Genomic DNA, 23951 nt, shown 5'->3' on the forward strand with positions numbered 1-23951 from the left:
GCCGAACTCGTCCCTGTCATTCCGTATTTGCCCCGGAGATTCCGATGCAGACGCATTCGATGGCGCGCCTGTCCGCCGCCGCGATCCTCGCACTCGCCTGCTGTACCGCACACGCCGCGCCCGATCCGCAACGCATCCTCGCCGCGAGCGATGCCGTTCGCAACCCGAGCGAGCCGTTCACGCTGAATGTCACGCTGACCCAGTACACCGATGGCAAGCAAACGGATTCGAACGCACTGACCGCCTATTCGCGGATCAACCCGGCGAGCGGCCAGTTTCGCAGCCTGATTCGATTCGCCGCGCCGGCACGCGATGCGAACAAGCTGATGCTCAAGAGCGGCAACGATCTGTGGTTTTTCGATCCGGCGAGCAAGGCGACGATCCGCATTTCGCCGCAGCAACGGTTGCTCGGGCAGGCGTCGAACGGCGACGTGGTCACCGTCAATTTCGCACAGGGATATCGTGCGCAGGTCGAGGCGGAGGAGGACGTGCAGGACGGCGAGCGCCAGATGCGCCGTGCCTACCGGTTGAAGCTGGTCCAGAGCGTATCCGACATGACGTATCACTCGATCGAAATGTGGATCGATACGACGGACTCGCGCCCCGTGAAGGCACGTTTCTTCAGCGAAAGCGGCAAGCTTCTCAAGACGGCATTCTATCGACGGTTTCAACAACAGCTCGGCGCGTTGCGGCCCACCGAGATCGTGATCATCGACGGGCTCAATCCGAATCTCGTGACCGTGATGCGATATGCGGACTATGTGGCGAGGGAGATTCCGGACGCCTGGTTCCAGTCCGATTTCATGGCGCGTTTCCAGCCTGAATGATGACGCGCATCGGCATCGCCTGTATCGCGTTGGCCGGCATGGCGGGCGTATGCCATGCCAACGACGCGGAAGAGGCCGGGCTGGCGCTGGCCGACGCGACGCCGGTGCAGAAGGTCGACGACGGCAAGTACCAGTTCAGTCTCGAGCCGGGCCTGCGTTTCGCCACCTTGCGGCCGGGCGGCACGCGGACGGCCACGCGGCTGTCGCTCGACCTGACTGCGCGTCATGCATTCTCGAACGGGTGGGGCATCAGCCTGGCAGACCGACTCGACCTGAACGGTCCGTGGCGCTTCGATGGCGACTCGGGCGCGATCAACACGCTGAAGGAGCTGTATGTGGACGGCCGCGCAGGCAGCGGCAGCACGCTGCTGCAGGCCGGCCGCGTCAATGTACGGCTCGGCGTTGCGACCGGCTACAACCCCACCGACTTTTTCCGCGACAACGCCGTCCGTTCCGTGACCTCGGTGGACCCGGCGAGCCTGCGCGAGAACCGGCTCGGTACGGTGATGCTGCGCGGCCAGCAGCTGTGGGCCGACGGTTCCGTCAGCGCGCTCGTCGCCCCGCGGATAGCGGATCGCGCAACCGACGCATCGTTCTCGCCCGACTTCGGCGCAACGAATCAGCGCACGCGCTGGATGCTTCAGTTCAGCCAGCGCGTCATCTCGGATCTGTCGCCGCAGTTCGTGATCTACGATGACGGGAAGCCCGGCAGTTCGCCGCAATTCGGCGTCAACCTGGTCCATCTCGTCAACAATGCGTGCGTCGGATACGTCGAGTGGTCGGGTGGGCGAGGGCCGTCGACGCTGGCACGTGCGCTTGGGCAGCCGTACAGCGATGTTGCGTTCCGTTGGAAGCTCGCCACCGGCGCGACGTGCACGACGTCGCGCAATCTTTCCGTCACGCTGGAGTATGACCGGGACGGCGCCGCGCTCGATCGTGCGGGTTGGCAGGCGCTGCGCAATGGCCCGCCGGCCGGTTACGCCGCGTATCGAACGCTGGCGGCCGCCCAGCAGGACCCGACGACCCGCGACGGACTGTTCGCGATGGTCAGATGGCAGGACGCGTGGATCCAGCGGCTGGATCTCTCCGGTTTCGTCAGGTTGAACCTGGCCGATCGCAGCCGGCTCACGTGGCTCGAGGCGCGTTATCGCTTCGCCAGAACCGACGTCGCGCTGCAATGGCAGATCAATGCGGGCGCGTCGTCGACCGAATACGGCGCGCTGCCACAGTCGAATCTCTTCCAGCTGCTCGTCAAGCACTATTTGTGACGCGGCAGCGCCACCTGCTTCAAGGAGAAGCACTGCATGAAACACTATGTGACGTCGGGCAATGAATTGCCGCAGTGGCCGTCGCCGATCAGCCATGCCGTGGTCGCGAACGACACCTGCTATCTCAGCGGCCAGCTTTCGCTGGACGCCGACGGCCGCTATGTGCCCGGTACGCCGGCCGAGGAAGCGCGGCGCGCGTTCGCGAACCTGTTCCGTGCGATCGAGGCGGCGGGATTCAGCCAACGGGATCTCGTGTTCGTCGACATCGCGTTCTCCGACATCGGTGCGCTCGCGGAGGTGAACGGCGTTTATGCCGACCTGTTTCCCGAGGATCGCCGGCCTGCGCGAACCGTCTATCAGGCGGCTGCGTTGCCGTTCGGCGGCCAGGTCAAGGTGATGGGCGTCGCCGTTCGCGACGCGTCGCGCTGACGCACGACGGCGCGGACGATCAGCGCTCGACGATGGGGCCGGAAAACGCGCCGAGCAGCGCGACGAGCTGCCGTTGCTCGTCGTCCGACAACGCGATTCGCTTCAGTTCGCTATGCCCGATCGCGGCCGCCGGCGCGTCCGCGTAGTGGCGCATCACGGCGTCCAGCGACGCGAACTGACCCGCGTGCATGTACGGCGGCCGCAGCGCGACGTTGCGCAGGCTCGGCGTCTTGAACGCACCGAGCATGTGCGGATCGTCGGTCGAGATGAATTGCAACTCGTCGCACTGCTCGGGCTTCGCGTCGCTGAACGGCCCCATACAGTTGAATTCGTCGTGCAACACCTTGGCGACCGCCGCCGCGCGACCGGGGTCGGCGGCCGTCCCGCTACGCGGCGGTACGCCGATGTTGTGGAACTGCCGGTCGCTCAGCATGGGCCCGGTGTGGCAGGTCATGCATTGGCCTTTATTCACGAACAGGCGGAGGCCTGCTTTCTCGGTCGGCGTCAGCGCGGCGAGCTTGACCGGGTCGCCGGACCGGACGCCGTCGACATAGGTATCGAAGCGTGAAGGCCCATATTGAAGCGTGGCTTCGTACGCCGCGATCGCCTTGCCGAGATTCGCGAACACGCGCGACACGTCGGTGCGGGTGCGTTCGTCGAGCCGCTGCCACACCACTTTCTCCGCATCCGTGCCGAGCGGGCCTCCGTCACGGGGCAGCGCGCTCAGGTCGGGCAAAGGCCCGAACAGCGGCTCGTAAGCGTCGCGGTAGTGTTCGGCAAGCACATGGGCGGCGCGCAGCCGGGTGCCGCCGTGTTCGTTGTGATCCTCGATCGGTCCGATCGCCTGCGACCACACACTGTCCTTGCGGCCGTCCCAGAACAGCCACGGCGCATCGGTCGTGCCGACGACGGGCATCGTGCGACGCACGCCGACGCCCAGGCCGATCGCCAGCGGCCGTCCGTCTTCGAACTGGCGATCGGAGGCGTGACAGCTTGCGCAGGCGATCGCGCCGTTTCGGCTGAACCGCGGATCCGAGAACAATCGCTTGCCAAGCTGAGCCGCCTGTGCGGACGCGACCACGCGATTCGACGGGTCGACTTTGACGACGACGTTCGCGGGAAGGCGCATCGATTCGAGCTGCGCCCGTTCGTCGGCGCGCCAGTGGTCCGACGCGTCGGCGGTTTCCGCCATCGCGTCGGCCCGATGTCCCGGCCATGCGGTCCAGACGAGCAGCGCGCCGATCATCGACGCAGCCGCGAGCCCGTAGTGCGTGCGGGACGGCCGTCGCGCGCGACGGCCGGAATCACGCGATCGCATCGATCGTGCGCGATGCCGGCAGCAGCGCGCGCGTGTTGCCCGACATCAACCACTTGCGTTGCACCGGCGCGACGGCGGCGAGCGGGCCATCGGCGGCGAGAAACTGCTCCATGACCTTGCGGTGGCCGCCCGAGTTGCGAAAGACCGGCCAGTCGGTGCCGAACAGAATCTTGTGATTGATGTTCATGCGGAACAGCTCGGCGAGCGCAACCGACCACCCCCGCGGATGCTGGGAGCCGAGAAATGCGCTGACGTCGAGATACACGTTGGGTCGATACGCGCACTGGCGCGCGCAAGCGTCGACGTGATGGACGGCGCCGTGCGCGAGGATGAAGTTCACGTCGGGAAAATCGAATGCCGCGCGGTCGAGCAGATCCGGGTGCGAGTATGCAAACTCGAGCGCCGGGCTGGTCGGCCCCACGTGCAGAAGCACCGGCAACCGGTGAGCGCGACAGATTTCGTACAGCGGGTACAGGCGCTTGTCGCTCGGGCTGTAACCGCACGGCGGATAGAGTTTCAATCCGGAGAAGCCGTACTCGACCACGCCTTTCTCGAACAACGCGACACCGTCCGCGCCCCACCGCGGATCCATGCCGCCGAATACGTGAAAGCGCTCGCCGTGACGCTGCAGGATCGCATGATGCTCGGCATACATCTCGGCGATCGTGAGATCGCTTTTCATCACGTACGTGAAATCGGGCAGCAACACCACGGCCTGCTCGATGCCGGCCGACGTCATGTCGGCCACCAGTGCATCGCCGAAGTGGTCCTGGCTTTGCGCGAGGTAGGTATCGAGCAGTTCCGATCGCGATTTCCGTACGCCGTTGGCGACGAGCCGGACATGAACGTTGGCGCAGAATCCCTCGAGGAACGCCGTGGGGATGAAGCGCGTCGACGCGATGTGGCAGTGCGAGTCGATGATCGGCCCGTCGTAGATGGCGGGGCTCATGCCGTTGCTTTGACGGGGGCGGTGCGGTCGGCGTCGCGACCCGTGAGCATGCCGAGCGCGCGTTCCTTGAGGTCCGCCACGCGCTGCATCATGAAGTGGCCGGCATGCATCTTCCCGTTCGCGCGGGCGTAGTCCGGCAACGTGCCCCACGTCTGAAAACCGTAGTGTTCCCATACGCGGTGAGCGGGCGTGCCGTCTCGCACGTCGAGTGTCAGCAGTTCGACATTGTCACGATCGCATTGCAGCGCAATCTCGACGAACGCGGCAGGCAGCACGCCACCGCCGCGACAGGCGTCGTGGATCATGCCTTTCGCCAGATCGGTGATATGGCGATTGTTGGGGTTCAGGTTGCGGCGCAACGTGCACAGGCCGATCAGCTGACCGGTGTTCGCGAAGATCGTCAGCAGGCGAACCTTTTCCGCGGCGAGATTCGAGCGCAGTTCGTCGAGATAGCGGCTCGCTTCCGCATCCGTGATCGTTTCGGCGAAGCCGATGATCGGCGCGCTTTCGCTCGTGCGCCGCATCAGCTCGACGATCTGCGCGCCCAACGTATCGTCGACGCCGTTCGTCCAGCGATAGGTGACGTGCGTGACGTTGGCCTTCGGCAACGCGATCGGATACTGTGCGCCGTCGGCAAGCAAGGTACGGATGGAGTCGTTCATGGGGGTCCCTGGATCACGTGGTTTCGAGGGCCACGGCGCTTTCGGCGCGTGGCGGGGGCGCGGAGGTGCACAGGTCGTCGAGCACGGCCTGGAGGCCATGATCGACCAGCCACTGGTCGTCGTAGATCGTGTCGAGATACTTGGTGCCGCTGTCGGGGAACACGAGCACGATGTTGGCCGGACCTTGCAAGGTGGCGACGTAGCGGCGTGCGGCCTGCGCGATGGCGCCGGACGAACCGCCGAGCAGCAACCCTTCGTCGAGCGCGAGGCGACGGCAGCCGACGAACGCATCGCGATCGACGATGCGCATCGTGTCGTCGACGAGATGAATCAGGATGTTGCCGGGCTGAAAACTGAGCCCCGCGCCGTTCTGCAGATGCGGCCGGTAGGTGCCGCCGAACACGACCGAGCCGTCGGGCTCGACACCGATCACGCGCGTAGCCGGATCGCGCTCCTTCACATAGCGTGCGATGCCGCTCAGATGGCTGCCGGTGCTGGCGGACACGATCACGGCGTCGAGCCGGTCGGCGAGCTGGGAGACGATTTCGGGGCCGGTGGAGTAATAGTGTGCGTCGATCGCGGCCGGATTGTTGTATTGATCGAGGTTCACGCAATTCGGCACGCTCGCGGCGATCGCTTTCGCGACCGCAATGCGCTTGCGCTGATAGCTGCCCGTCTCGTCGGGGTGCTCGACCATCTCGACTTCTCCGCCGAATGCCCGCACGAGATTCGCATTCGTTTTCGGCGTCTTCGGATCGAGCACGCAAATGAAGCGATAGCCGCGTGTGGCGCACAGCATCGCAAGTGCGTGCCCCATGTTGCCCGACGTCGATTCGACGATCGACCAGCCCGGCTTGAGCCCATGGTCGCGCTCGGCCTGGCGGAGCAACTGTAGCGCGCTCCGGTCCTTGACGCTGTTGCCGGGGTTGTAGCACTCGAGCTTTCCATACACGCGGATTCGCCTGTGTTCATTCGACAGGCTTTTCAGATACAGCAGCGGCGTATCGCCGATCAGTTCGACAAGGCTGTTTGCGTACATTCGACATCTCCGACCAGCGGGTTGGCGTTGGCTCGTGCGTCGTTCGCGAGTGGTACGACGCGATCGGCCGCGTGTGATCCGGCTTGCTTCACAGTGCGACTTTAGTGATCGATGCCCGGGGCCTGTAACTGTCCGAACGGGCATCGGAAGGCTCGTGCGTCACAGTTCGCCCGACTCCATCTCCATTTCCATTTCCATTTCCACCTCGCCACGGTTGGCCGCCGGGAGGACGCGCAGTCTCGGATGCGGCAGTGCGTCGGGTGTCAGCGCACGATCGCCGACGAACCTGCCGACGAGGTGCGACAGCAGCGCCGCATTCTGGTGAACCATGTGATGACTGCCGGCCTGGAGTTCGACCTGGATCGGGCGAAGCTGGGCCGACGTGATGGCTCGCGCACGTATTGCGCAGGTCATTTCGTCGTGTTCGCCGGTCACGAGCAGTGCAGGGATGCCGGCGATCGATCCGTCGCGTTCGGATTCGATCCGATGGGCGCGGAAATTCAGCAATTGCTGGCTGTATTCGATCATGTTCGCCGCCGACACGAACGGCGCGTGCAGCCAGTGACGGGTCGCCGAATCGGGTAGTGCGAACATCGATGCGTGGCCGCCTTCGCGTGCGTCGCTTCGTGCCCGCTTCTCCAGAAGCCCGATCATCGATTTGGCCATGCTGTCCGCGGCCTTCGGCATGCGCGCGACGAGCGAGCACATCGTATTGAGATTGTTTTCGTACGCGCTGTCGGCGCCGTCGTAGTCCTGCGCGCCGGCAAACGACGGGGCGATCAGGCTCATCGACGCGATGCGGCCGGGCAGTGCGCGCGCCAACGCCAGCGCATATCGGGCGCCGCCGCACCAGCTCGCGACGTGAATCGCGTCGATTCCCTCGACGTCGAGCAGTTCAGCCACGCTTCGCGCGTAGCGGTCCGGTGCATCGGGGCTCGAATAGTAGGCGCGGGTCAGTTCTCCATCGGCTGGCGTATCGCTTGCGTCGTCCGCCAGATAGAGGGAGAAATCCGGCGCCAATCCGGCCGCGAAGTCGTGCCACACGTCGTTCGGGATGCCGAATGCGTTGATCAGCAACATGGCCCGCGGGCCACGCCCGGCAGTGAGATACCCATGCCCGCTGCCGGTCGTGATCCGGCGCGCAGACGGCAGATCGACAAATCGGGGCGCGTCGCGCCGTTCGTGCCGGGCCGCGTGAGCGGCGACGCGTGAAGCGATCCGGGCTGGCCAGTCGAAGCCGGCGCAGGGCAGCCGGTGAGAACGGATGTCGGTCGGCGGCACGGGCGCGTCGTCCGCGTATCCCAGCATGTGCTCGGCATGCTTCAGATTCGTTTCGAGTAGCGCGAGAACGGCGTCGGAGCCGGCCTCGTCGGCATCGCTGCGCGTCGGAATGGGCACCCGTCGCGCGACGCTTTCCACGAGTTCGCGCCACGCAATACGCCGGTCGCCATGCACGACGTGAAGGCCGGGCGACGCTTGCGTCGCCAGCCAGGCCAGCACCGCTTCAGCCGTCAGCAGGCAAGCCGTGCCGGCCGCTTCGGCAGGCAAAGCCAGCGGTGCTTGCTCGAAGTACGTGTCGGCGCGGCGGCGTATCTCGAACACGGTTTCGGCGACCGCGTCGGCGAGCGTGTCGATTGACGCCAGCGAGTGCGTCCCGGCTTCGCCGATGGCCGCCGAGCCGTCCGCGAGCGCGTCGCCGAGCACGACGATGCATGTGTTCGCAACGGATGCGGACGCGACGTCGAGCGCGGCCGACAGTATGCGGGGCAAGGAGGTGAATTCACGCGTGCGACGCATCTCGGGATCGTCGACAACGACGGCGAGCCGCCCGGAACCGGGCGCGTTCAATGCGTCGCGAAGCCGGGCGATGCGCGTGTATGCGTCGAGCGCCGTCGTCGCTACGCCGTCCGATGCCGTATCGCCGGCATCGGCCGCCGCGCGTAGCGCGTCGAGGTCGCCGGCATCCAGCAGGCAGACACGGTCGTAGCCGCCGGCAGTCGGCATCCCGCATGCGTCGAGCGGATGGTCGTTCATCGCCATCTCGCTACGCTTTCACGGACAACAGCATTTCCACCAGGTCAACCGCATCGCCGATGGTTTCGAGGTTCGCGACCTGTTCCGTGTGCGATGCGAAGCTGATGCCGAGCCGATCCTCGGTCAGCGCCATCAGCGACAGCAGCGAGATCGAGTCGAGCATCAGATCCGACGTCAGCGACGTTTCCCGCGTCAGCATGTCCGGCGCAATATCGAGCGCAGCAATCTGCGGAATCAGTTCGGTAAGCGTAGCGAACACGTTCGCGTGGTCGTCCATCGGATTCTCCAAGTGCCGTAGGGGTTCCGCTTTATAGCGTCAAGCCACCGCACTGCCTACCTGCACTGACGTACAGGGTTGGCGTAGCGGTGGAAACACTCGCCCGAACGGACAGGTTTCAGTCTCGAAAGCCGCCATTACATTGCCGGTTACCTCACCGACAGGGAACGATCATGACCCTCACCAAAGAAGCCGTGCTGATGGACAAAGCGACGTTTTCCCGCGCGCTGCGCGACACGCTGGACGAGCAGCTCACGCTCGATCACCCGATCTTCGCGGAGTTGTTCACGCCTCAGAAAAACTGGCGCTTGCTGAAGATCATCACGCTCGAGGGATACCAGATCACCCGGTACTTTCTGGAGTACATCGAGAACCTGTACTTCCGCTGCCCGTTTCCCGACCACAAGCGCCGGCTGCTGTACAACCTGTTCGAAGAGGAAACCGGGCGCTTCTCGAAAACGAAGAACCATGTCGAGCTCATGGAAGACTTCATTCGCGCGCAAGACATCAGCGACGAGGAGCGCGATGCATGGACGCCGTCCGCGGCCACGCGCGAGTTGATCGACTATCGCCTCGAGAACTGCAAGGGCGACGGTACCTACCATATCGGCGCCGCCGCGGTGATGATCGCGAGCGAAGGGCAGAGCCTGGAAACCCGTGCGGGCGACGCGCGCCACTCGATTCTGGCGAAGTGCTACGGGCTCACCGAGGAGGACACGCGATTCTTTTCGGTTCACCAGAAAGAGGACGTCGCGCACGTCGCCGAGGGCATTTCGCTCGTGACCGACCTGTGCACGACCGTGGAGATGCAGCAGGAAGCGCTGTTCGCGGTGCGCCACACGTGCAAGCTGTTCTGGAACATGTATGAAAGCGCCGCGCAAAAGTACTACGCGTCTGCGGAGGGCGTCGCGCACGCGTGACGGGACAACGCCGATGATGACCTTCGACGATCTCGTCGCGCGCTTGCGCGACAGCAGTCACACGCTGACCTTTGTCGACGACAAGGGCGCCGAAACCGTCCGGACCTTCCACGAACTGTTCGAAGACGTGCTCGCCACGGTCGAGCGCGGCAAGGCAATCGGCCTCGTACCCGGGGCGCGCGTCGGCATCGCGGCGCCGAACGGTTATCCGTGGATGGTGTGGGATCTTGCGTGCATCGAGCTCGGCTGCGTATCGGTTGCTTTCCCGAACGATGGCCTGCTCGACACGTGCGATGCGTTGATCGAGCGCTACCAGCTGAGCGTGCTGGCCGTGGACGCGCGATGGCTCGACACCGCTGGCGCGATCGCCGGGCGCGTCGTGGATATCGATCCCGCCAGCCGCGGCGATTTGCAAACGCGTATCGAGCCGGTGCGGGTCGAGCATATGCCCGATACCCATTCCCTGGTGTTCAGTTCGGGCACGACGGGCAGGACCAAAGGGCTCGTGATGAGCCGCCGCGGCACCGCGCACCTGCTCAGTCTGTATGGCGACGCATTCGGCGTCGCGCCGGGCGAGCGGTTCCTGACGTTCTTGCCGTTCGCGAACTATCAGCAACGGATGACGTACTACTTCTGCCTGTATCACGGGGTCGATCTCGTGTCGGTGCCGTTCCACGGGCTCTTTCCGGGTCTCAAGCGGCACCGTCCGACGTTCGTGATCGCACCGCCGGTGTTGTACGAGACGCTGCATACGCTGGCGCGAGCGGCTGCCGGACCGGGCAGCGACCCGTCGACGCTCGCCGAGCGACTGAGCGCGCTGACCGGCGGCAACATCCGCTACATGGTCACCGGGATGGCGCCGATCAAGCGCGCGGCGCTCGATTTCTTCTGGGATTGCGGGATCGCGCTGTACGAGGCATTCGGGATCACCGAGGCCGGCATGGTTGCATGGAACAAGCCCGGACACGTGCGCGTCGGTACGGTCGGCCAGCCGGCGGAGCCGGGCAGCGTCTCGTTGCTGGAGGACGGTGAAGTCGTCGTCACACGGAACGCACTGCTGTCGCTCGGCTACTTCGATGCGCCGGAAGAGGACAGTCGCGCGACATTCATCGCGCCGAATGCGGTCGCGACGGGCGACATTGCCGAATTCGATCCCGACGGCTTTTTGCGCGTCGTCGGGCGCAAGAAGGACGCGATCGTCACGAGCAACGGCGAGAAATTCCATCCCGAGCCGATCGAGGCGCTGCTGTATCGCGATCCGCGTGTCGACGTGGCCGTCGTGATGGCGGGCCCGCAAGCGGGGCTCAGCGTCGTCATCGCGACGCGCCGGCCGGACGATCCCGACGTCACCGACGCGCTGCGCGCACTCGTCCGTGCGGTCAACGGCACGCTGCCCGCACAACGGCAACTGGTGAAGGTGATTTTCACCGACCGCGCATTCGACGTCGAAGGCGGATTGCGCACGCGCAACCTCAAACTCAATCGCCGCGCGATCGCGGACGCGTTCCTGCGAGACGCATGAGATCACCCCCCGTGCGCAAGCCATCGCCTTTGCGCGGCGGCGCGCACTGACCTCATTCTGGATACACCATGACGACGCATCCGAATCCGAACGTGTTTCAGATGGAAGTCGAACCGACCTCCATCATCGAGACGCTCGCCCATCACACCGAGCGGGACCCCGACCGTGTCGCGCTGACCATCCTGCGCGACGGCGAGGCGATCGAAAGCGAAAGCACGTTCGGCGATCTGCATGCCGGCATGATGCGCGTGGCGCGCGGACTCGCGCGACTGACCGAGCCGGGCGCTCGCGTGCTGCTGCTGTTGCCGACGAGCGCCGAGTTCGTCTGCACGTTCTATGGATGTCTGGCATCGGGGCGCGTCGCCGTGCCGGCCTATCATCCGCAGCAGGTACGCAAGGTCGCGCAATGGGCGAAGCTGCACGCGATTGCCGACAACTGCGGCGCCACGCTGATCGTGGCGCCGGCGACCTCGGTCGAGACCATCGAGACCCTGCACGCGACGCAGCAGCTGTTCACCGGCTGCACGCTCGTCACGTACGAAGCGCTCGTCGACGCGGGGGCGCAGGACACGTCGGCGTTGCCGCGCATGCCGGCGCCGGACGATCTTGCGTTCCTTCAATACACGTCCGGATCGACGGGCACGCCGAAGGGCGTGATGATCACGCACGGCAACATCATCGACAACCAACGGTCGATCGCGCTGCTGATGCGGCACGATCGCGACACCCGCATGCTGTCGTGGCTGCCGCTGTATCACGACATGGGACTGTCGATGCCGTTGCAACTGGCGTCGATCGGGCTTTCGGTGGTGCTGATGTCGCCCGTTGCGTTCGTCCAGCAGCCGGGCCGATGGTTGCGCGCGATTGCCGCACACCGTGCGACGACGTCCGGCGGGCCGAATTTCGCGTATGCGCTTGCCGCGGCCGCGCTCGACGGAAGCGACGACGGCGGCCGGCTCGATCTGTCCAGCTGGCGGGTCGCGTTCTGCGGCGCGGAGCCGATTCATCGCCAGACCGTCACCGATTTCATCGACGCCGCAAGCCCGCACGGCTTCGCTCCGGGGTCGTTCTATCCATGCTACGGGATGGCCGAGGCGACTCTGATCGTATCGGGCGTCCCTTACGGCGAAGGCGCCCATTATCTGGACGTCGACAACGTGAAGCTTGCCGCCGGCATCGTCGAACCGGTTCAGCCCGGCGCCGCGAACGCGAAGAGCCTCGTGTCGTGCGGCGGCACGGCGCCCGGCACCGAGATCCGGATCGCAGGGCCCGATGGTCGCCCGGTGGCCGACCCGAACGGCGTCGGCGAGATCTGGGTGCGCGGCGGCGCGATCGGCGTGGGCTACTACGGCAACCCGGAAGCGACACGGTCGACGTTCGGCGCGCATGTCGATGACGAGCCTGGCGCTCGTCCGTTCCTGCGCACCGGCGATCTGGGCGCGATCGTCGACGGCCGCCTGTACGTGACCGGCCGCGTGAAGGACATGCTGATCGTTCGCGGGCGCAACCTGTATCCGCAGGATATCGAGGCGTGCGTGCAGGACGCGGTGCCGGCGTTGCGCCGCGGGTGCGGCGCCGCCGTATCGGTGCAAGCGGACGGCGAAGAGAAGCTCGTGATCATCCAGGAAGTCGGTCGCACCGCGCGCCGGACGCTGGACCTCGACGCCACGCTGCGGGCGATGGTGGTCGCGATCGGCGAGGACTTCGGGGTCATGCCGCACGCGATCGTGCTGGTCGAGCCGGCGACCATCGAAAAGACTTCCAGCGGCAAGATCGCGCGCGCGCTGTGTCGTCGCGCGTATCTGCAGGGCGAACTGCGCGCCGTCGCCAGCTGGACCGACGGCGCCCATGCGATGGAGGCCGGCGCGGCGCGTGACGGTGCGGTGGCGCCGACTGTCGCCGAGGTTGCGCCGCATTCCGATTCGACGCTGATCGAGCGCGAGATCGCGGACCGGATCGTACGGATCGTCGCCGAGCGGCTGAAGATCGCCGAGACGCAGGTATCGCGCACGGCCGCGTGGGTCGAGATGGGTTTCGACTCGGTGAGCGCGCTCCAGTTTTCGTTGAAGGTGCAGCACACGATCGGGCTGACGTTCGACGCCGCCGTGCTGTGGGACTGTTCGAACGTCGAGCAGCTTGCCGCGCATCTGGCGCGGATGCAGGGCGCGGCCGATGCGTTGCGATCGAGCGATGCGCCCGCATCGGCCGCCGCGCACGCGCATTCCGCGCCGATCGTGGGCGGCGCCGAGGCGCCGCCTACCCGGGAGCAGCTTGCGGCGCTCTCCGACGCGCAGGCCGAAGCGCTGCTGCTGAAAGCGCTGCAGCGCTGAGCCGATCCCCGGCAGTCTCGTTCCGCGAACGTCTGGAGTGGTACACATGATCGAGTCCAATCGCGCGCCCGCCGCGCCCCTTACACCCGTGAAGCAAGCGTTGCTGAAGATCGACGCGCTGCAACGCGAACTGGCCGAAGCGCGCAACGCGATGAACGAACCGATCGCCATCGTCGGCATGGGCTGCCGCCTGCCCGGCGGCGCGGATTCCGCCGACGCGCTCTGGTCGATGCTCGCGGACGGGACCGACGCCGTCGGCCCCGTGCCGGCCGACCGATGGACCGATGCGATCTACGATCCGCGGCCGGGCCGGCGCGACACGAGCTACAGCCGGCATGGCGGGTTCATCGACGACGTCGATCGTTTCGACGCGGGATTCTTCGGCGTGTCGGAGCGCGAGGCGCCGCACATCGATCCGCAGCAGCGGCTGTTGCTCGAATGCACGTGGCGTGCACTCGAAGATGCCGGCTTTTCGCGGGAAACGATCGCGTCGTACCGAACCGGCGTGTTCGTCGGCTCGTCGGTCGACGACTACGCGCGCGTCAGCGAGAGCGTAGCGGGCGACGCGCTCAGCTATGCGCAGACGTCGCTCGGTACCGCGCGGCCCTTCGCGGCCGGACGCATTTCCTACCTGTTCGGATTTCATGGGCCGGCGTTGCATCTCGACACCGCGTGCTCGTCGTCGCTCGTCGCCGTCCATCTGGCTTGCCGTAGCCTGCGGACCCGCGAGTCCGATGTCGCATTCGCGGGCGGCGTGAACCTGATGCTGTCGCCGGAGATGACGATCGCGCTGAGCGAGCTTCAGGCGCTGTCGCCGAGCGGTCGCTGCCGGACGTTCGACGCGGCCGCCGACGGTTACGTGCGCGGCGAAGGCTGCGGCGTCGTCGCGCTGATGCGGCTGTCCGATGCGCGGGCGCAGGGCAGGCCGATTCGGGCGGTGATTCGTGGCTCCGCCGTCAATCATGACGGGCGCAGCAACGGAATGACGGCGCCGAACGGCCGTGCGCAACGCGACGTGATCCGCGAGGCGCTCGAGCATGCCGGCGTATCGCCGGCCGATGTCGACTACGTCGAGGCGCACGGCACCGGTACGCCGCTCGGCGATCCGATCGAGCTGCGTGCGCTCGAGGATGTGTACTGCCGCGACACGAATCGCAGCGGCGACCTGTACGTTGGCAGCATCAAGACGAATATCGGGCACCTCGAATCGGCCGCCGCGGTCGCCGGGCTGATGAAGGTCGTATGCGCGCTGCAGAAGGGTGAACTGCCGCGGCACCTGCATTTCGATACGCCGACCACGCACGTCGACTGGCATGCGAACGGCATTCGCGTCGCGACCGAGCATGCGGCGTGGCCGTCGTCCCGACCGGGCCGGCGAGTGGCTGCGATCAGCTCGTTCGGCATGAGCGGCACGAACGCACACCTGATCGTCGAAGCATGGCAGGAGGCGCGCGCAGCGGAGCCCGACGCGGACGTCGCGCTGGCCGGGCACACGCGTCACGACATCTGGCCGTTGTCCGCACACACGGCGCCGATGTTGAAGCAAGCGATCGAAGACTGCGCGGCGCACGTGCGGGCAGACGCGTCGTTGGCGCCCGACGCGGTCGCCAGCGCGCTGCGTCTCGCACGCGACAGCCATCGGCATCGCGTGGCGATCGTCGCGGATGCTCGCGACACGCTGCTCGATGCGCTGTCGGACGCGGCGCGGGCCATGACGGTCCGGAGCGGCCAGCCCGGCGGCGTTCGCGACCGGCTTGCATTCCTGTTTACCGGACAGGGCGCGCAGCGCGCCGGGATGGCTCGGCAGCTCTATCGGGATTTCGCGCCGTTTCGCGACGTATTCGACGCATGCGACAGCCATATCGAGGCGCAAGGAGAACTGTCGCTCGTGGACGTGCTGTGGGGCGACCATCAGGACCGGATAAACGAAACGCGTTACACGCAACCTGCGATGTTCGCGCTCGAAGTCGCGCTCGCGCGCTTGTGGATGCACTGGGGCGTCGTGCCCGATGTCGTGATGGGCCACAGCATCGGCGAGTACGCGGCTGCCTGCATCGCCGGCGTGTTCTCGATCGAGGACGGCTGCCGCCTCGTGATGGCGCGCGGGCGTTTGATGGATACGCTCACCGCGCCGGGTCGCGCGCTCGCGGTGTTCGCAAGCGTGCGTCACGTGGCCGATGCCGTGCGCGACTACCCCGGACGCGTCGCCATCGCCGCGGACAACGCACCGGAGAGCGTGCTGGTGTCGGGCGACCCCGACGCAATCGAGTCGATCGAGCGGCTGTTCGCGTCGCGCGGTATCGCGACGAAGGCGTTGGCGGTATCGCGTGCATTCCATTCGCCGCTGATGGAGCCGATGCTCGTCGAATTCGGCGCCGTCGCGGCGAGCGTGCGGTATCGCGCGCCTGCGATTCCGATCGTGTCCAACGTGACGGGCCGGTTCGAGGTCGAACGCCTGTGCGATCCCGCGTATTGGGTCGAACATGTCCGGGCCACGGTGGCGTTCCGCGCGGGTGTCGACACCCTGCTCGACGACAGGGTGACGACGGTCATCGAGATCGGGCCTGGCAAGACGCTTTCGAGCCTCGTCACCGCATGCATGGCGGAGCGGGCGGATCATGGCAACGTGATTGCGCTGCCGTCGATGAACCATGACGGGCGCGAGACCGAGCAGTTGTTGCGTGCATTGGCACATGTCTATATGTGCGGGCGTCGTGTCGACTGGCATGCATACGAGCGCTCCCGAACCGGTGCGCCGATGCGGCAAGCCGCGCGCCGCGGCGTGCTGCCGCCGTATCCGCTCGAAGCGCGGCGTTACTGGGTGAATGCGCGGGAGCCGGCACAAAGGGCGAATGTGCTGACGAGCGCAACCAGCGCGCGTCGGACCGCCGGTCGTGGCGTGCTGGGCCGGCGTCTCGCGATTCCGGCATTGGATCACCTTCGCTACGAGAGCGAGGTATCCGATCGGCATCTGCCGTTTCTGGGCGGGCATCGCGTGCACGGGCAACTCGTTTTCCCGGCGGCAGGATCCGTCGAGGCGCTGCTCGATGCCGCATCGCGGCGCGATGGCGGCGACGCGGAATCCGCGAACGGCCGCTGGCTCGTCGCGCATGCGGTGTCGTTCGATAACGCGCTCACGCTGGAGCCCGGCAGCGCGGTCACGTTCGGCACGGTCGTGCACGCGGGAGACGCCTCGCGTCCGGGAGAAGAAGGCGCACGGATCGACATTCACGCCTGTCACGACACGGCTGCTTCCAAACCCGAATGGACGCTGCAGTGCGCCGCGCGGATCGGGACGGTACACGGTGTTCCCGACGCGCCGGCACTCGACGAATGGCGCGCGCAATGCGGCGACGCGTTGCCGGTCGACGGTTTCTACGAGCGCTTGCAGGCAACGGGCCTCGAATACGGCGGCGCATTTCGCTCGATTCGCGTGCTGTCGCGGGGCGGCGACGTGGCGCTGGCCCGAATCGAAATGGAGCCGGACGGCACGGATGACCTCGTCCGCATCGTTCATCCGGCGCTGCTCGACAACGCGTTTCAGACCGTCGCGGGCGCACTGTGGGATGCGGAGCTGAACACCGCCTTCGTGCCGATCGGCATCGAACGGATCGCTTGCATGCCGATGCGCGGCATGCGTGCGGCGTGGTGCGCGGTGCGGGCGCGGGTGAAGCGCAGCCTTGCTACCGCGGATCTCTGGTTATACGACGACGCGGGCGGCTGCGTCGCCGTCGTCTCCGGATTGCGGCTGATGGCCATCGATCCGAGCCGATTTCAGCGGGTCACGCCGCCTGTCGCACTGAATACGCTCGTCTGGCGCCCGCTTGCGGCCACACACGAAGCGACCGACGCACGCGCGAACTTCGTGCTGATCGGCAACGGTTCCGTGACGGACACGATGCTGGCGCACGCATGTGAAGAGACAGGCAACGCGTGTGCGCGCGCGGCGCTGCCGGTGGACGACCTGTTCGACGACGAGGCAGGTGCCCAGCGCATTCGTGCTGCGTTCGACGACGACGCACTCGTCGGCCCGAATGCACGACGTACCGTGCTGCTCTACGTGTGGCCGTCGATAGACGACGCGGAATCAAAAGACGAACTCGCCGCGGTTGGCGCAGCTTACCGGCGCTTCGCGAACATCTGGCGCGAAGTGCAGTCGATCCGCTGGCCGCAGGGCATGCCGACCGTCTGCATCGTGACCCAGGCGGCGCAGCGCGTGCCTGGCATCGACGTGCGCGTGTCGCCGTTTCAGGCGGCCGCCTGGGGCGTCGCCCGCAGCCTGATGCACGAGAGCGGCGACATTCCGGTGTGTGTGGTCGATCTGCCGGCGCTCGATGCGACGTCTTGCGCGAGCGCGCTGACCGCACTGGCGGGCACCGCGGCGACCGGCGAGACGCAGTTCGTGTCGCATGGCGACACCGTATACGTCCCGCGGCTCGTCGCACGCGACGCCGGCGCGGCGCAATCGCTGGCGCACGGTGCCTATCTGGTGACGGGCGGGCGCGGTGCAATCGGTACGCGGGTGATCGAGCAGCTGATCCGGAATGGCGTGCCGAAGATCGTGTCCGCCAGCCGCCAGGTACCGGTCGACAGCGAACGCGCACGCCTGGCATCGATCGCCGATGCGCACGGCACGATCGTCGAATTCGTGGCGGCCGATGTCGCGTCGGCCGCCGACATCGACGCGCTCGTCCATGCGCTCGAAGCGGATTCCGCGCATCCGCTCGTGGGCGTCCTGCATGCGGCGGGCACGCTTGACGACGGCCTGCTCGCGACCCAGCCGATGACCGACGTATTGAAGGTGCTCGCGCCGAAGGTCGCGGGAACGTCGAATTTGCATCGTGCGACCGCGCATCTGCCGCTGCGGCACTTCGTGTCGTTTTCGTCGATCGTGGCCTGCATCGGCTCTCCGGGCCAATGCGCATACGCCGCCGCGAACGCCTATGTGGACGCGCTGACGGCGTTGCGCAACCAGGACGGCTTGCCCGGACACACGATGAACTGGGGCCTGTGGGGCGGCAACGGGATGGTCGATCAGCTCGACGCGCGGCAACTGCGCCGCATCGCATCGTTCGGTCTCAAGCCGATCGAGCCGGACGTCGCACTGCGCGTGTTCGACACGCTGGTCGCCGAACCGGACGGGCAGACCCAGATCTGGAACGTGGAAGTCGATACGCTGATCAAGCGCAGCCCGAGCCGGGCGATGGCGGCGCTGTTGTCGGAACTCGTGCCGTCAGCGCCGCCAGCGAATCGCCCGGCCGGTACCGGCCCTGGTTTGCGTGAGCGCATCGCGGGGTTGCCGGACGACGAGCGCATGCAATTGCTGCGTGGGCAGCTGACCGACGCAATCGCCGCGACCCTGCATACGTCGAGCGAACGGATCGCGCCGGATATCCCGCTGATCGAGCTCGGGCTCGATTCGCTGATGGCCGCGGAATTCCGCAATGCATTGCGCAGCGAGCTGGGCGTCGATATTCCGTTCGGGCGATTGCTCGAAGGCGCGACCGTCGACGACGTCGTGCGCACGATCATGGCGACGCTCGACCGCAGCGAGTCGCGGGCGCCCGACGGAACACCGCCATCGCGCGCCGCGGACCGGATCGACGTGGTGTCAGGGGAAGCGACGTTCGGCGTCGAAATGGAAGGAGGAGAGCTGTGAGCTCGATCGAATTCATCAACGAACTGGCGGGGCGCGGAATCGAGCTCTGGACCCAGGACGGCAAGTTGCAATACAAGGCGCCGAAGGGCGCGGTGACACCTTCGCTCGTCGAAGAGCTGAAGACCCACAAGGCGACGCTCATCGCACTGCTCGAGCAATTTGCGGGAACGGCAGGCACCTACCCGCTTTCGTTCGCGCAGAAATCGCTTTGGTCGCTGCATCAGCTCAATCCCGACAGTGCGGCGTACAACGTGACGTACGCGACGCGTATCGACGACGATGTCGACATACCCACGCTGCGCCGCTGCGTCGATTACCTGATCGCACGCCACCCGATCCTGCGCACCGCGTACCGCGTGATCGATGGCGAGCCGCGTCAGCAGGTAGGGTCGCAAGCGCGCGCCCGGTTCTCGGTCGATCGCGTGTTCGCGGCCGACGAAGCCGCGATCCGCCGGTGGATCGATGAAGAGTCGAATCGCCCGTTCGACCTGACGCAATCGCCGATCCGGCTCAAGGTACTGTTGAACGAGCGGGAGGGCGCCGACGCGATTCGCGCGGTGCTGCTGTTGAACGTCCACCACATCGCCGCCGACTTCTGGTCGCTCGAGATCCTGCTCAACGAGCTTCGCACGCTCTACCGTCTCGCCTGCGCTGGCGAGACGCTGAAGTTGCCGCCTCTGCCGGTGCAGTACAAGGATTGCGTCGAACACGAGCGCGCACGGCTCGACGGCGCGGACGGCGAGCATCTCGCGGCGTTCTGGCGGCGCGAGCTGGCACACGGATTTCCGGTGTTGAGCCTGGCGACCGACCGGGTGCGCCCGCCGCGCAAAACCGAGCATGGCCGCGTGTACGACCGGTCGCTCGGCGCGACGCTATCGCAGCAGGTGCGTGATACGGCCCGGCTGCTGCGCGTGACCCCGTACATGCTGCTGCTCGCGGTCTATCAATTGCATCTTCACCTTCACACCGGGCAGGCGCGCTTGATGATCGGCGCACCGACGTCCGGGCGCAATGCGCCGGGCAGCGAGCGCGTGGTCGGTCATTTCGTGAACACGGTCGTGCTCGCGTGCGAAGTCTGGCCGGACGATTCGTTCGACGATCTGCTGCGGCGCACGCGCGAAATGATGCTGCGCGTGCTCGACCATCAGGATTATCCGTTCCCGTTGCTGGTCGATGCGCTGCGACCGGCGCGCGATCCGAGCCGGTCGCCGATCTACCAGGTGATGTACAACTGGAACCAGGCGCGCGGCGATTTCGCCGCCGAAGGCGGGACCGGCGTGCCGTTCTATCGTGAGCGTCTCGCCGCATCGAGCACCGGTACGCGTGGCGCGACACACGACCTGACGCTCAACGTACAGGATCTCGGCGACGAATATCTGACCGCCTGGACGTTCAATACGGATCTGTTCGACGACGAAACGATCGAGCGATTCGCGAGCCAGTATGCGCATCTCGTCGAGCAGGTGGTGGCTGACACCAGCCGTTCTCTGCACCGGTACACACTCGCGACGGCACCGATCGACGATGCGCGAAGCCGCATTGCCGCGGCCGACGCGTTCGTGCGACGCGCGTCCCATGCCGAATCCGAGATGCAGCGGGATGTCTCGCGCGTGGTCTGGCAATTCGACCATCGCGCGATCGGCGACGGCGAGGTCCGCGATGCGGTTCGCGCCGTCCGTGCGCAACTGGATGCCATCGGGATCGGTGCCGGAAAACGTGTCGAACTCCGACTGCACAGTGTCGCCGAGCGCGCGGTCGCGTTGCTCGCGATCCGCGCCGTCGGCGCGTGCTATACGGTGTCGGGCGACACGGCCGACGCAGTGTGCCGCGGTCGCAGCGACGGTTGGTCCGGCTGGGAGATCGACGCGATTGACGTCGTGCGTGCGCACGATGTCGCCGCGCGCAACGACGGCGTTGCGGCCGGCAAGGTGTCGGCGGTCGAGCCGCTGCTCGACTATGTCGGTCAATTGCTCCATCTCGACGCCAACACAACGGCGCTCGTTCCGCACGGCGCGCATGACTGGCTGTCGGCAGCGGCACTCGCCCAAGTCGTGCTCGTCGGCGGCACGGCTCGCCTGTCCGAGCAGGCCGCCATCGGCGCGCTCGCTTCCGGCGACCCGGCGATCGCGACCATCGCGTACGCGGAACTCGACCGATTGCTCGCGGACGGCCCGTCGCTCCTCCTGCCGTCCCTTCTGTTGCAACGTGCCGATGTCGCCGGCATGGGGCGGGCACGCGCGCTTGTCGCGTACGGCGAGCATCCGCACACGTTGAAGTCGTTCGCCGCGGCCAACCGGATACCAGCTGCGGCGTACTTCGTCCCGGTGCAGCGCGCGGACACCGGCTCGGCGCTGTGTGCGTTCACAGCCGGGCCGGAGGGCTGGCCATTGCTGGCGCCGTCGTATCTGGGACGCGTTGCGTTCGCGCTCGGATCGTCCGGAACTTTCGCCGACGATCGTCAGGCCGGAGAACTGCATTTCTTCGACGGCGCGTCGATCAGCGCGTCGGGTGCGGGAGCTGCACTCGAAACCGCACCCCCGGACAGGACGCTGATACCCACCGGCGTGTCGGTCGTCCGCCGTGGCGGCGACCTGCTGTGCGCGGATCCTTCGTCACGGGTCGCGCGTCACCGACCCGTGCCGATCGAGATCGGCACGGTCGAGCAGGCCATCTCCGCGATTCCCGGTGTGGCCGCCGTTGCCTGTGCGTGCGTCGTTCGGGAGTCGCAGGAAATGCTGGTTGCCTATCTCGTCGCGGACGACGGTCACGTGGATGCGCATGCACTCGAAAACGCCGTTCGTTCGGCACTGAAGCATGCGTTGCCGGACGCGATGCACCCCGACGCGATCATGGTGCTCGACCGGCTGCCGCTCGACGCGAGCGGCGCACTCGACGCAGGCGGGCTCCCGCTGCCACGCGCAAGCGAGCGGGCCGACCGTGGCGCGTCGACCGACGTCGAACGCAAACTCGCCGCGATCTGGGCCGACGTCCTCGGCCAGCCGTCGGTCGGCGTCGATCAGGATTTCTTCGAATTGGGCGGCGATTCGATTCTCGCCGCGGTCATCGTATCGCGCGCCGCGCTCGACGGCATGTATTTGAAGCCGCAGGACATCTTCCTGCATACGACCGTGGCGAGCCTGTCGACGGTGGTGCGCGAGACGCCGGGTCTCGATGTCGATCAAGCGCCGGTGCAGGGCGAGGCGGTGCTCGGTCCGGCGGCGCAATGGTTCGTCGAGCGCGTCGACGTCGATCGTTCGCACTTCAACCAGGCGCTGCTCGTTCCGCTCGGCGAGACGCCCGATGCGAGCATCATGACCGAGGCGATCCGCGTCGTCATGCGTCATCACGACGTGCTGCGCTCCCGTTTCGTCGCGCATGGCGACGGAATGCGGCACGTGTTTGCCGGCGACGGCGGTTCCGACGCCGTCGATTTTGCGATCGTCCCGTGTATCGACTCGGCCGGCCGGCATTGCGAACGCATGTGGCGTGACGCGATCGACGCCGCACAGAGCAGCCTCGACCTCGAGGGCGGCCGGCTCATGGCGGTCAGGTGGCTCGAGAGCACCAGCGTGTCGAGCAGCCGGCTGTTGATCGTCGTTCACCATATGGCGATCGATGGTGTGTCCTGGAGCATCCTGCTGCAGGATCTGGCCGATTGCTATCTGCGGTTGCGCGCCCGCACGGCAGCGGCGTTGCCGCTGAAGACGAGCTCCGTGAAGGCTTGGGTCGACCAGTGGCTCGCGCTGGCGCAGGGCGACGCGCTCGACGACGATCGTCTTTACTGGCGCAACGTGAACGCACGGGTGCGCGACGTGCTGGGCGGGCCGAAACGGGTGGCGCTGATGCGTCACGGGCTGACCTCGATCGTCCAGCATGCTTATCAGGAATCGTCGCTCAGTTGCGCGATCACGCTCGATGCGGATCTGACGCACGCGTTTCGAACCACGGCGCCGCGTGCCTATGGCACCGACGCGAACGACCTGCTCGTCGCCGCGTTGCACGCGGGCTTCCATGCATGGAGCGGCAGCGATGCGTTGCTGGTGGACGTCGAGGGGCACGGCCGGGACGCGCTCGGCGACGCGATCGACCTGAGCCGCACGGTCGGCTGGTTCACGTCGATCTATCCGGTCTTGATCGACACGCCGGTCACCGCCGCGGATCCGTCGGCGCTCATCAAGTCGGTCAAGGCCCGATTGCGCGAGGTGCCGCGCAAGGGCGCGAGCTATGGCGTTCTGCGCTATCTCGACACGACATCGCAGGCCGGCGCCGACGCGCTGACGTCGTTTCCGCGCGCACCGATCCTGTTTACCTATCTCGGTCAACTGGAGCAATTGTCGGGGCCGTCGTCGCCGCTGTACGGCGGGCCGCCCGAACCGGCGCCGGGCATCCGCAGCCCCCGCCAGCGGCGCACGCACCTGTTGGACGTCGTCGCGTACGTGTCGCGCGGCAGGCTGACCGTGGAGTCCAGCTTCTTCGGGGTGCCGGGCGTCGACGAAAGCATCGGCTGCCTCATGTGCCGCGTCGAAGAGGCGCTGACGATGCTGATTCGCCATTGCAGCGCCGACGGGGTGGGCGGTCTGACACCCGACGACGTTCCTCAACTCGATGTCGATCAAGACGCGCTTGACGCGCTGCTGGAAGAAATCGACGCACTCGAGCGCTGAACGCGACGGCGCGCGATACCGCGCGTTCGTCGCGCATGACCGCACCAGGAATC

General features: G+C 66.5%; 14 protein-coding genes. 8 read left to right on the forward strand and 6 right to left on the reverse strand.

The features are described from left to right. Positions 1-44 precede the first annotated feature (44 nt). The 3 genes from CFB81_RS29795 to CFB81_RS29805 are packed head-to-tail and all read left to right on the forward strand — an operon-like array spanning position 45 to position 2524. The gene (locus CFB81_RS29795) at positions 45-827 is read left to right on the forward strand and encodes an outer membrane lipoprotein-sorting protein (protein WP_089437558.1); all 783 of its coding nucleotides are present in this window, start codon (positions 45-47) and stop codon (positions 825-827) included. Continuing rightward, a complete protein-coding gene (locus tag CFB81_RS29800; RefSeq protein WP_256976377.1) occupies positions 824-2095 on the forward strand; it encodes a hypothetical protein in 1272 nt (423 codons plus the stop codon). Before CFB81_RS29795 ends, CFB81_RS29800 begins: the two co-directional genes overlap by 4 nt. A 36-nt stretch (positions 2096-2131) precedes the next feature. Continuing rightward, positions 2132-2524, forward strand: coding sequence for a RidA family protein (locus tag CFB81_RS29805; RefSeq protein WP_089437559.1), 393 nt, complete (start codon positions 2132-2134; stop codon positions 2522-2524). 19 nt (positions 2525-2543) lie between these two features. On the opposite strand, the gene CFB81_RS29810 is transcribed toward CFB81_RS29805, so the two are convergent. From CFB81_RS29810 to CFB81_RS29835, 6 genes are all read right to left on the reverse strand, one after another. After that, positions 2544-3842, reverse strand: a complete 1299-nt coding sequence (locus CFB81_RS29810) for a cytochrome-c peroxidase (protein ID WP_089437560.1) — start codon at positions 3840-3842, stop codon at positions 2544-2546. Next, entirely contained in the window at positions 3829-4791 is a 963-nt protein-coding gene (locus CFB81_RS29815; RefSeq protein WP_069621476.1) for an amidohydrolase family protein, read from the reverse strand. The genes CFB81_RS29810 and CFB81_RS29815 overlap by 14 nt, the downstream gene beginning before the upstream one ends. Continuing rightward, entirely contained in the window at positions 4788-5552 is a 765-nt protein-coding gene (locus tag CFB81_RS29820) for a GNAT family N-acetyltransferase (protein ID WP_249190683.1), read from the reverse strand. The genes CFB81_RS29815 and CFB81_RS29820 overlap by 4 nt, the downstream gene beginning before the upstream one ends. Continuing rightward, positions 5467-6492, reverse strand: coding sequence for a PLP-dependent cysteine synthase family protein (locus CFB81_RS29825; RefSeq protein WP_256976378.1), 1026 nt, complete (start codon positions 6490-6492; stop codon positions 5467-5469). Before CFB81_RS29825 ends, CFB81_RS29820 begins: the two co-directional genes overlap by 86 nt. A 159-nt stretch (positions 6493-6651) precedes the next feature. Continuing rightward, the gene (locus CFB81_RS29830; protein ID WP_143328650.1) at positions 6652-8526 is read right to left on the reverse strand and encodes a hypothetical protein; all 1875 of its coding nucleotides are present in this window, start codon (positions 8524-8526) and stop codon (positions 6652-6654) included. Between the two features lie 10 nt (positions 8527-8536). Further along, positions 8537-8803 (reverse strand): acyl carrier protein, encoded by a 267-nt coding sequence (locus CFB81_RS29835; protein ID WP_050016620.1) that lies wholly within the window; start codon positions 8801-8803, stop codon positions 8537-8539. Between the two features lie 173 nt (positions 8804-8976). On the opposite strand from CFB81_RS29835, the gene CFB81_RS29840 reads away from it, so the two are divergent. The 5 genes from CFB81_RS29840 to CFB81_RS29860 all read left to right on the forward strand — a co-directional run bounded on the left by CFB81_RS29840 (position 8977) and on the right by CFB81_RS29860 (position 23898). Beyond that, complete coding sequence (locus tag CFB81_RS29840; RefSeq protein ID WP_069621830.1) at positions 8977-9723, forward strand: TenA family transcriptional regulator; 747 nt, start codon at positions 8977-8979, stop codon at positions 9721-9723. Positions 9724-9736: 13 nt separating this feature from the next. Beyond that, entirely contained in the window at positions 9737-11245 is a 1509-nt protein-coding gene (locus CFB81_RS29845; protein WP_089437562.1) for an AMP-binding protein, read from the forward strand. Between the two features lie 68 nt (positions 11246-11313). After that, complete coding sequence (locus tag CFB81_RS29850; RefSeq protein WP_089437563.1) at positions 11314-13575, forward strand: AMP-binding protein; 2262 nt, start codon at positions 11314-11316, stop codon at positions 13573-13575. A 46-nt stretch (positions 13576-13621) separates the two neighbouring features. After that, positions 13622-19234 carry a type I polyketide synthase gene (locus CFB81_RS29855; protein WP_089437564.1) on the forward strand — a complete coding sequence of 1871 codons (5613 nt, stop codon included), beginning with the start codon at positions 13622-13624 and terminating at the stop codon, positions 19232-19234. Beyond that, positions 19231-23898: a condensation domain-containing protein gene (locus CFB81_RS29860; RefSeq protein WP_089437565.1), complete on the forward strand. Its 4668-nt coding sequence runs from the start codon at positions 19231-19233 to the stop codon at positions 23896-23898. Before CFB81_RS29855 ends, CFB81_RS29860 begins: the two co-directional genes overlap by 4 nt. Positions 23899-23951 lie beyond the last annotated feature (53 nt).

It is taken from the genome of Burkholderia sp. AU28863 (assembly GCF_002223195.1).
Taxonomy (GTDB): Bacteria; Pseudomonadota; Gammaproteobacteria; order Burkholderiales; family Burkholderiaceae; genus Burkholderia; species Burkholderia sola.

Excerpts from the sequence above, each read along its gene's own strand:
- CFB81_RS29840 (WP_069621830.1), top strand. The coding sequence starts at position 8,977 with ATGACCCTCACCAAAGAAGCCGTGCTGATGGACAAAGCGACGTTTTCC.
- CFB81_RS29850 (WP_089437563.1), top strand. The coding sequence starts at position 11,314 with ATGACGACGCATCCGAATCCGAACGTGTTTCAGATGGAAGTCGAACCG.
- CFB81_RS29800 (WP_256976377.1), top strand. The coding sequence starts at position 824 with ATGATGACGCGCATCGGCATCGCCTGTATCGCGTTGGCCGGCATGGCG.
- CFB81_RS29810 (WP_089437560.1), bottom strand. The coding sequence starts at position 3,842 with ATGCGATCGCGTGATTCCGGCCGTCGCGCGCGACGGCCGTCCCGCACG.
- CFB81_RS29825 (WP_256976378.1), bottom strand. The coding sequence starts at position 6,492 with ATGTACGCAAACAGCCTTGTCGAACTGATCGGCGATACGCCGCTGCTG.
- CFB81_RS29855 (WP_089437564.1), top strand. The coding sequence starts at position 13,622 with ATGATCGAGTCCAATCGCGCGCCCGCCGCGCCCCTTACACCCGTGAAG.
- CFB81_RS29835 (WP_050016620.1), bottom strand. The coding sequence starts at position 8,803 with ATGGACGACCACGCGAACGTGTTCGCTACGCTTACCGAACTGATTCCG.
- CFB81_RS29830 (WP_143328650.1), bottom strand. The coding sequence starts at position 8,526 with ATGAACGACCATCCGCTCGACGCATGCGGGATGCCGACTGCCGGCGGC.
- CFB81_RS29815 (WP_069621476.1), bottom strand. The coding sequence starts at position 4,791 with ATGAGCCCCGCCATCTACGACGGGCCGATCATCGACTCGCACTGCCAC.
- CFB81_RS29805 (WP_089437559.1), top strand. The coding sequence starts at position 2,132 with ATGAAACACTATGTGACGTCGGGCAATGAATTGCCGCAGTGGCCGTCG.
- CFB81_RS29845 (WP_089437562.1), top strand. The coding sequence starts at position 9,737 with ATGATGACCTTCGACGATCTCGTCGCGCGCTTGCGCGACAGCAGTCAC.
- CFB81_RS29795 (WP_089437558.1), top strand. The coding sequence starts at position 45 with ATGCAGACGCATTCGATGGCGCGCCTGTCCGCCGCCGCGATCCTCGCA.
- CFB81_RS29820 (WP_249190683.1), bottom strand. The coding sequence starts at position 5,552 with ATGGCCTCCAGGCCGTGCTCGACGACCTGTGCACCTCCGCGCCCCCGC.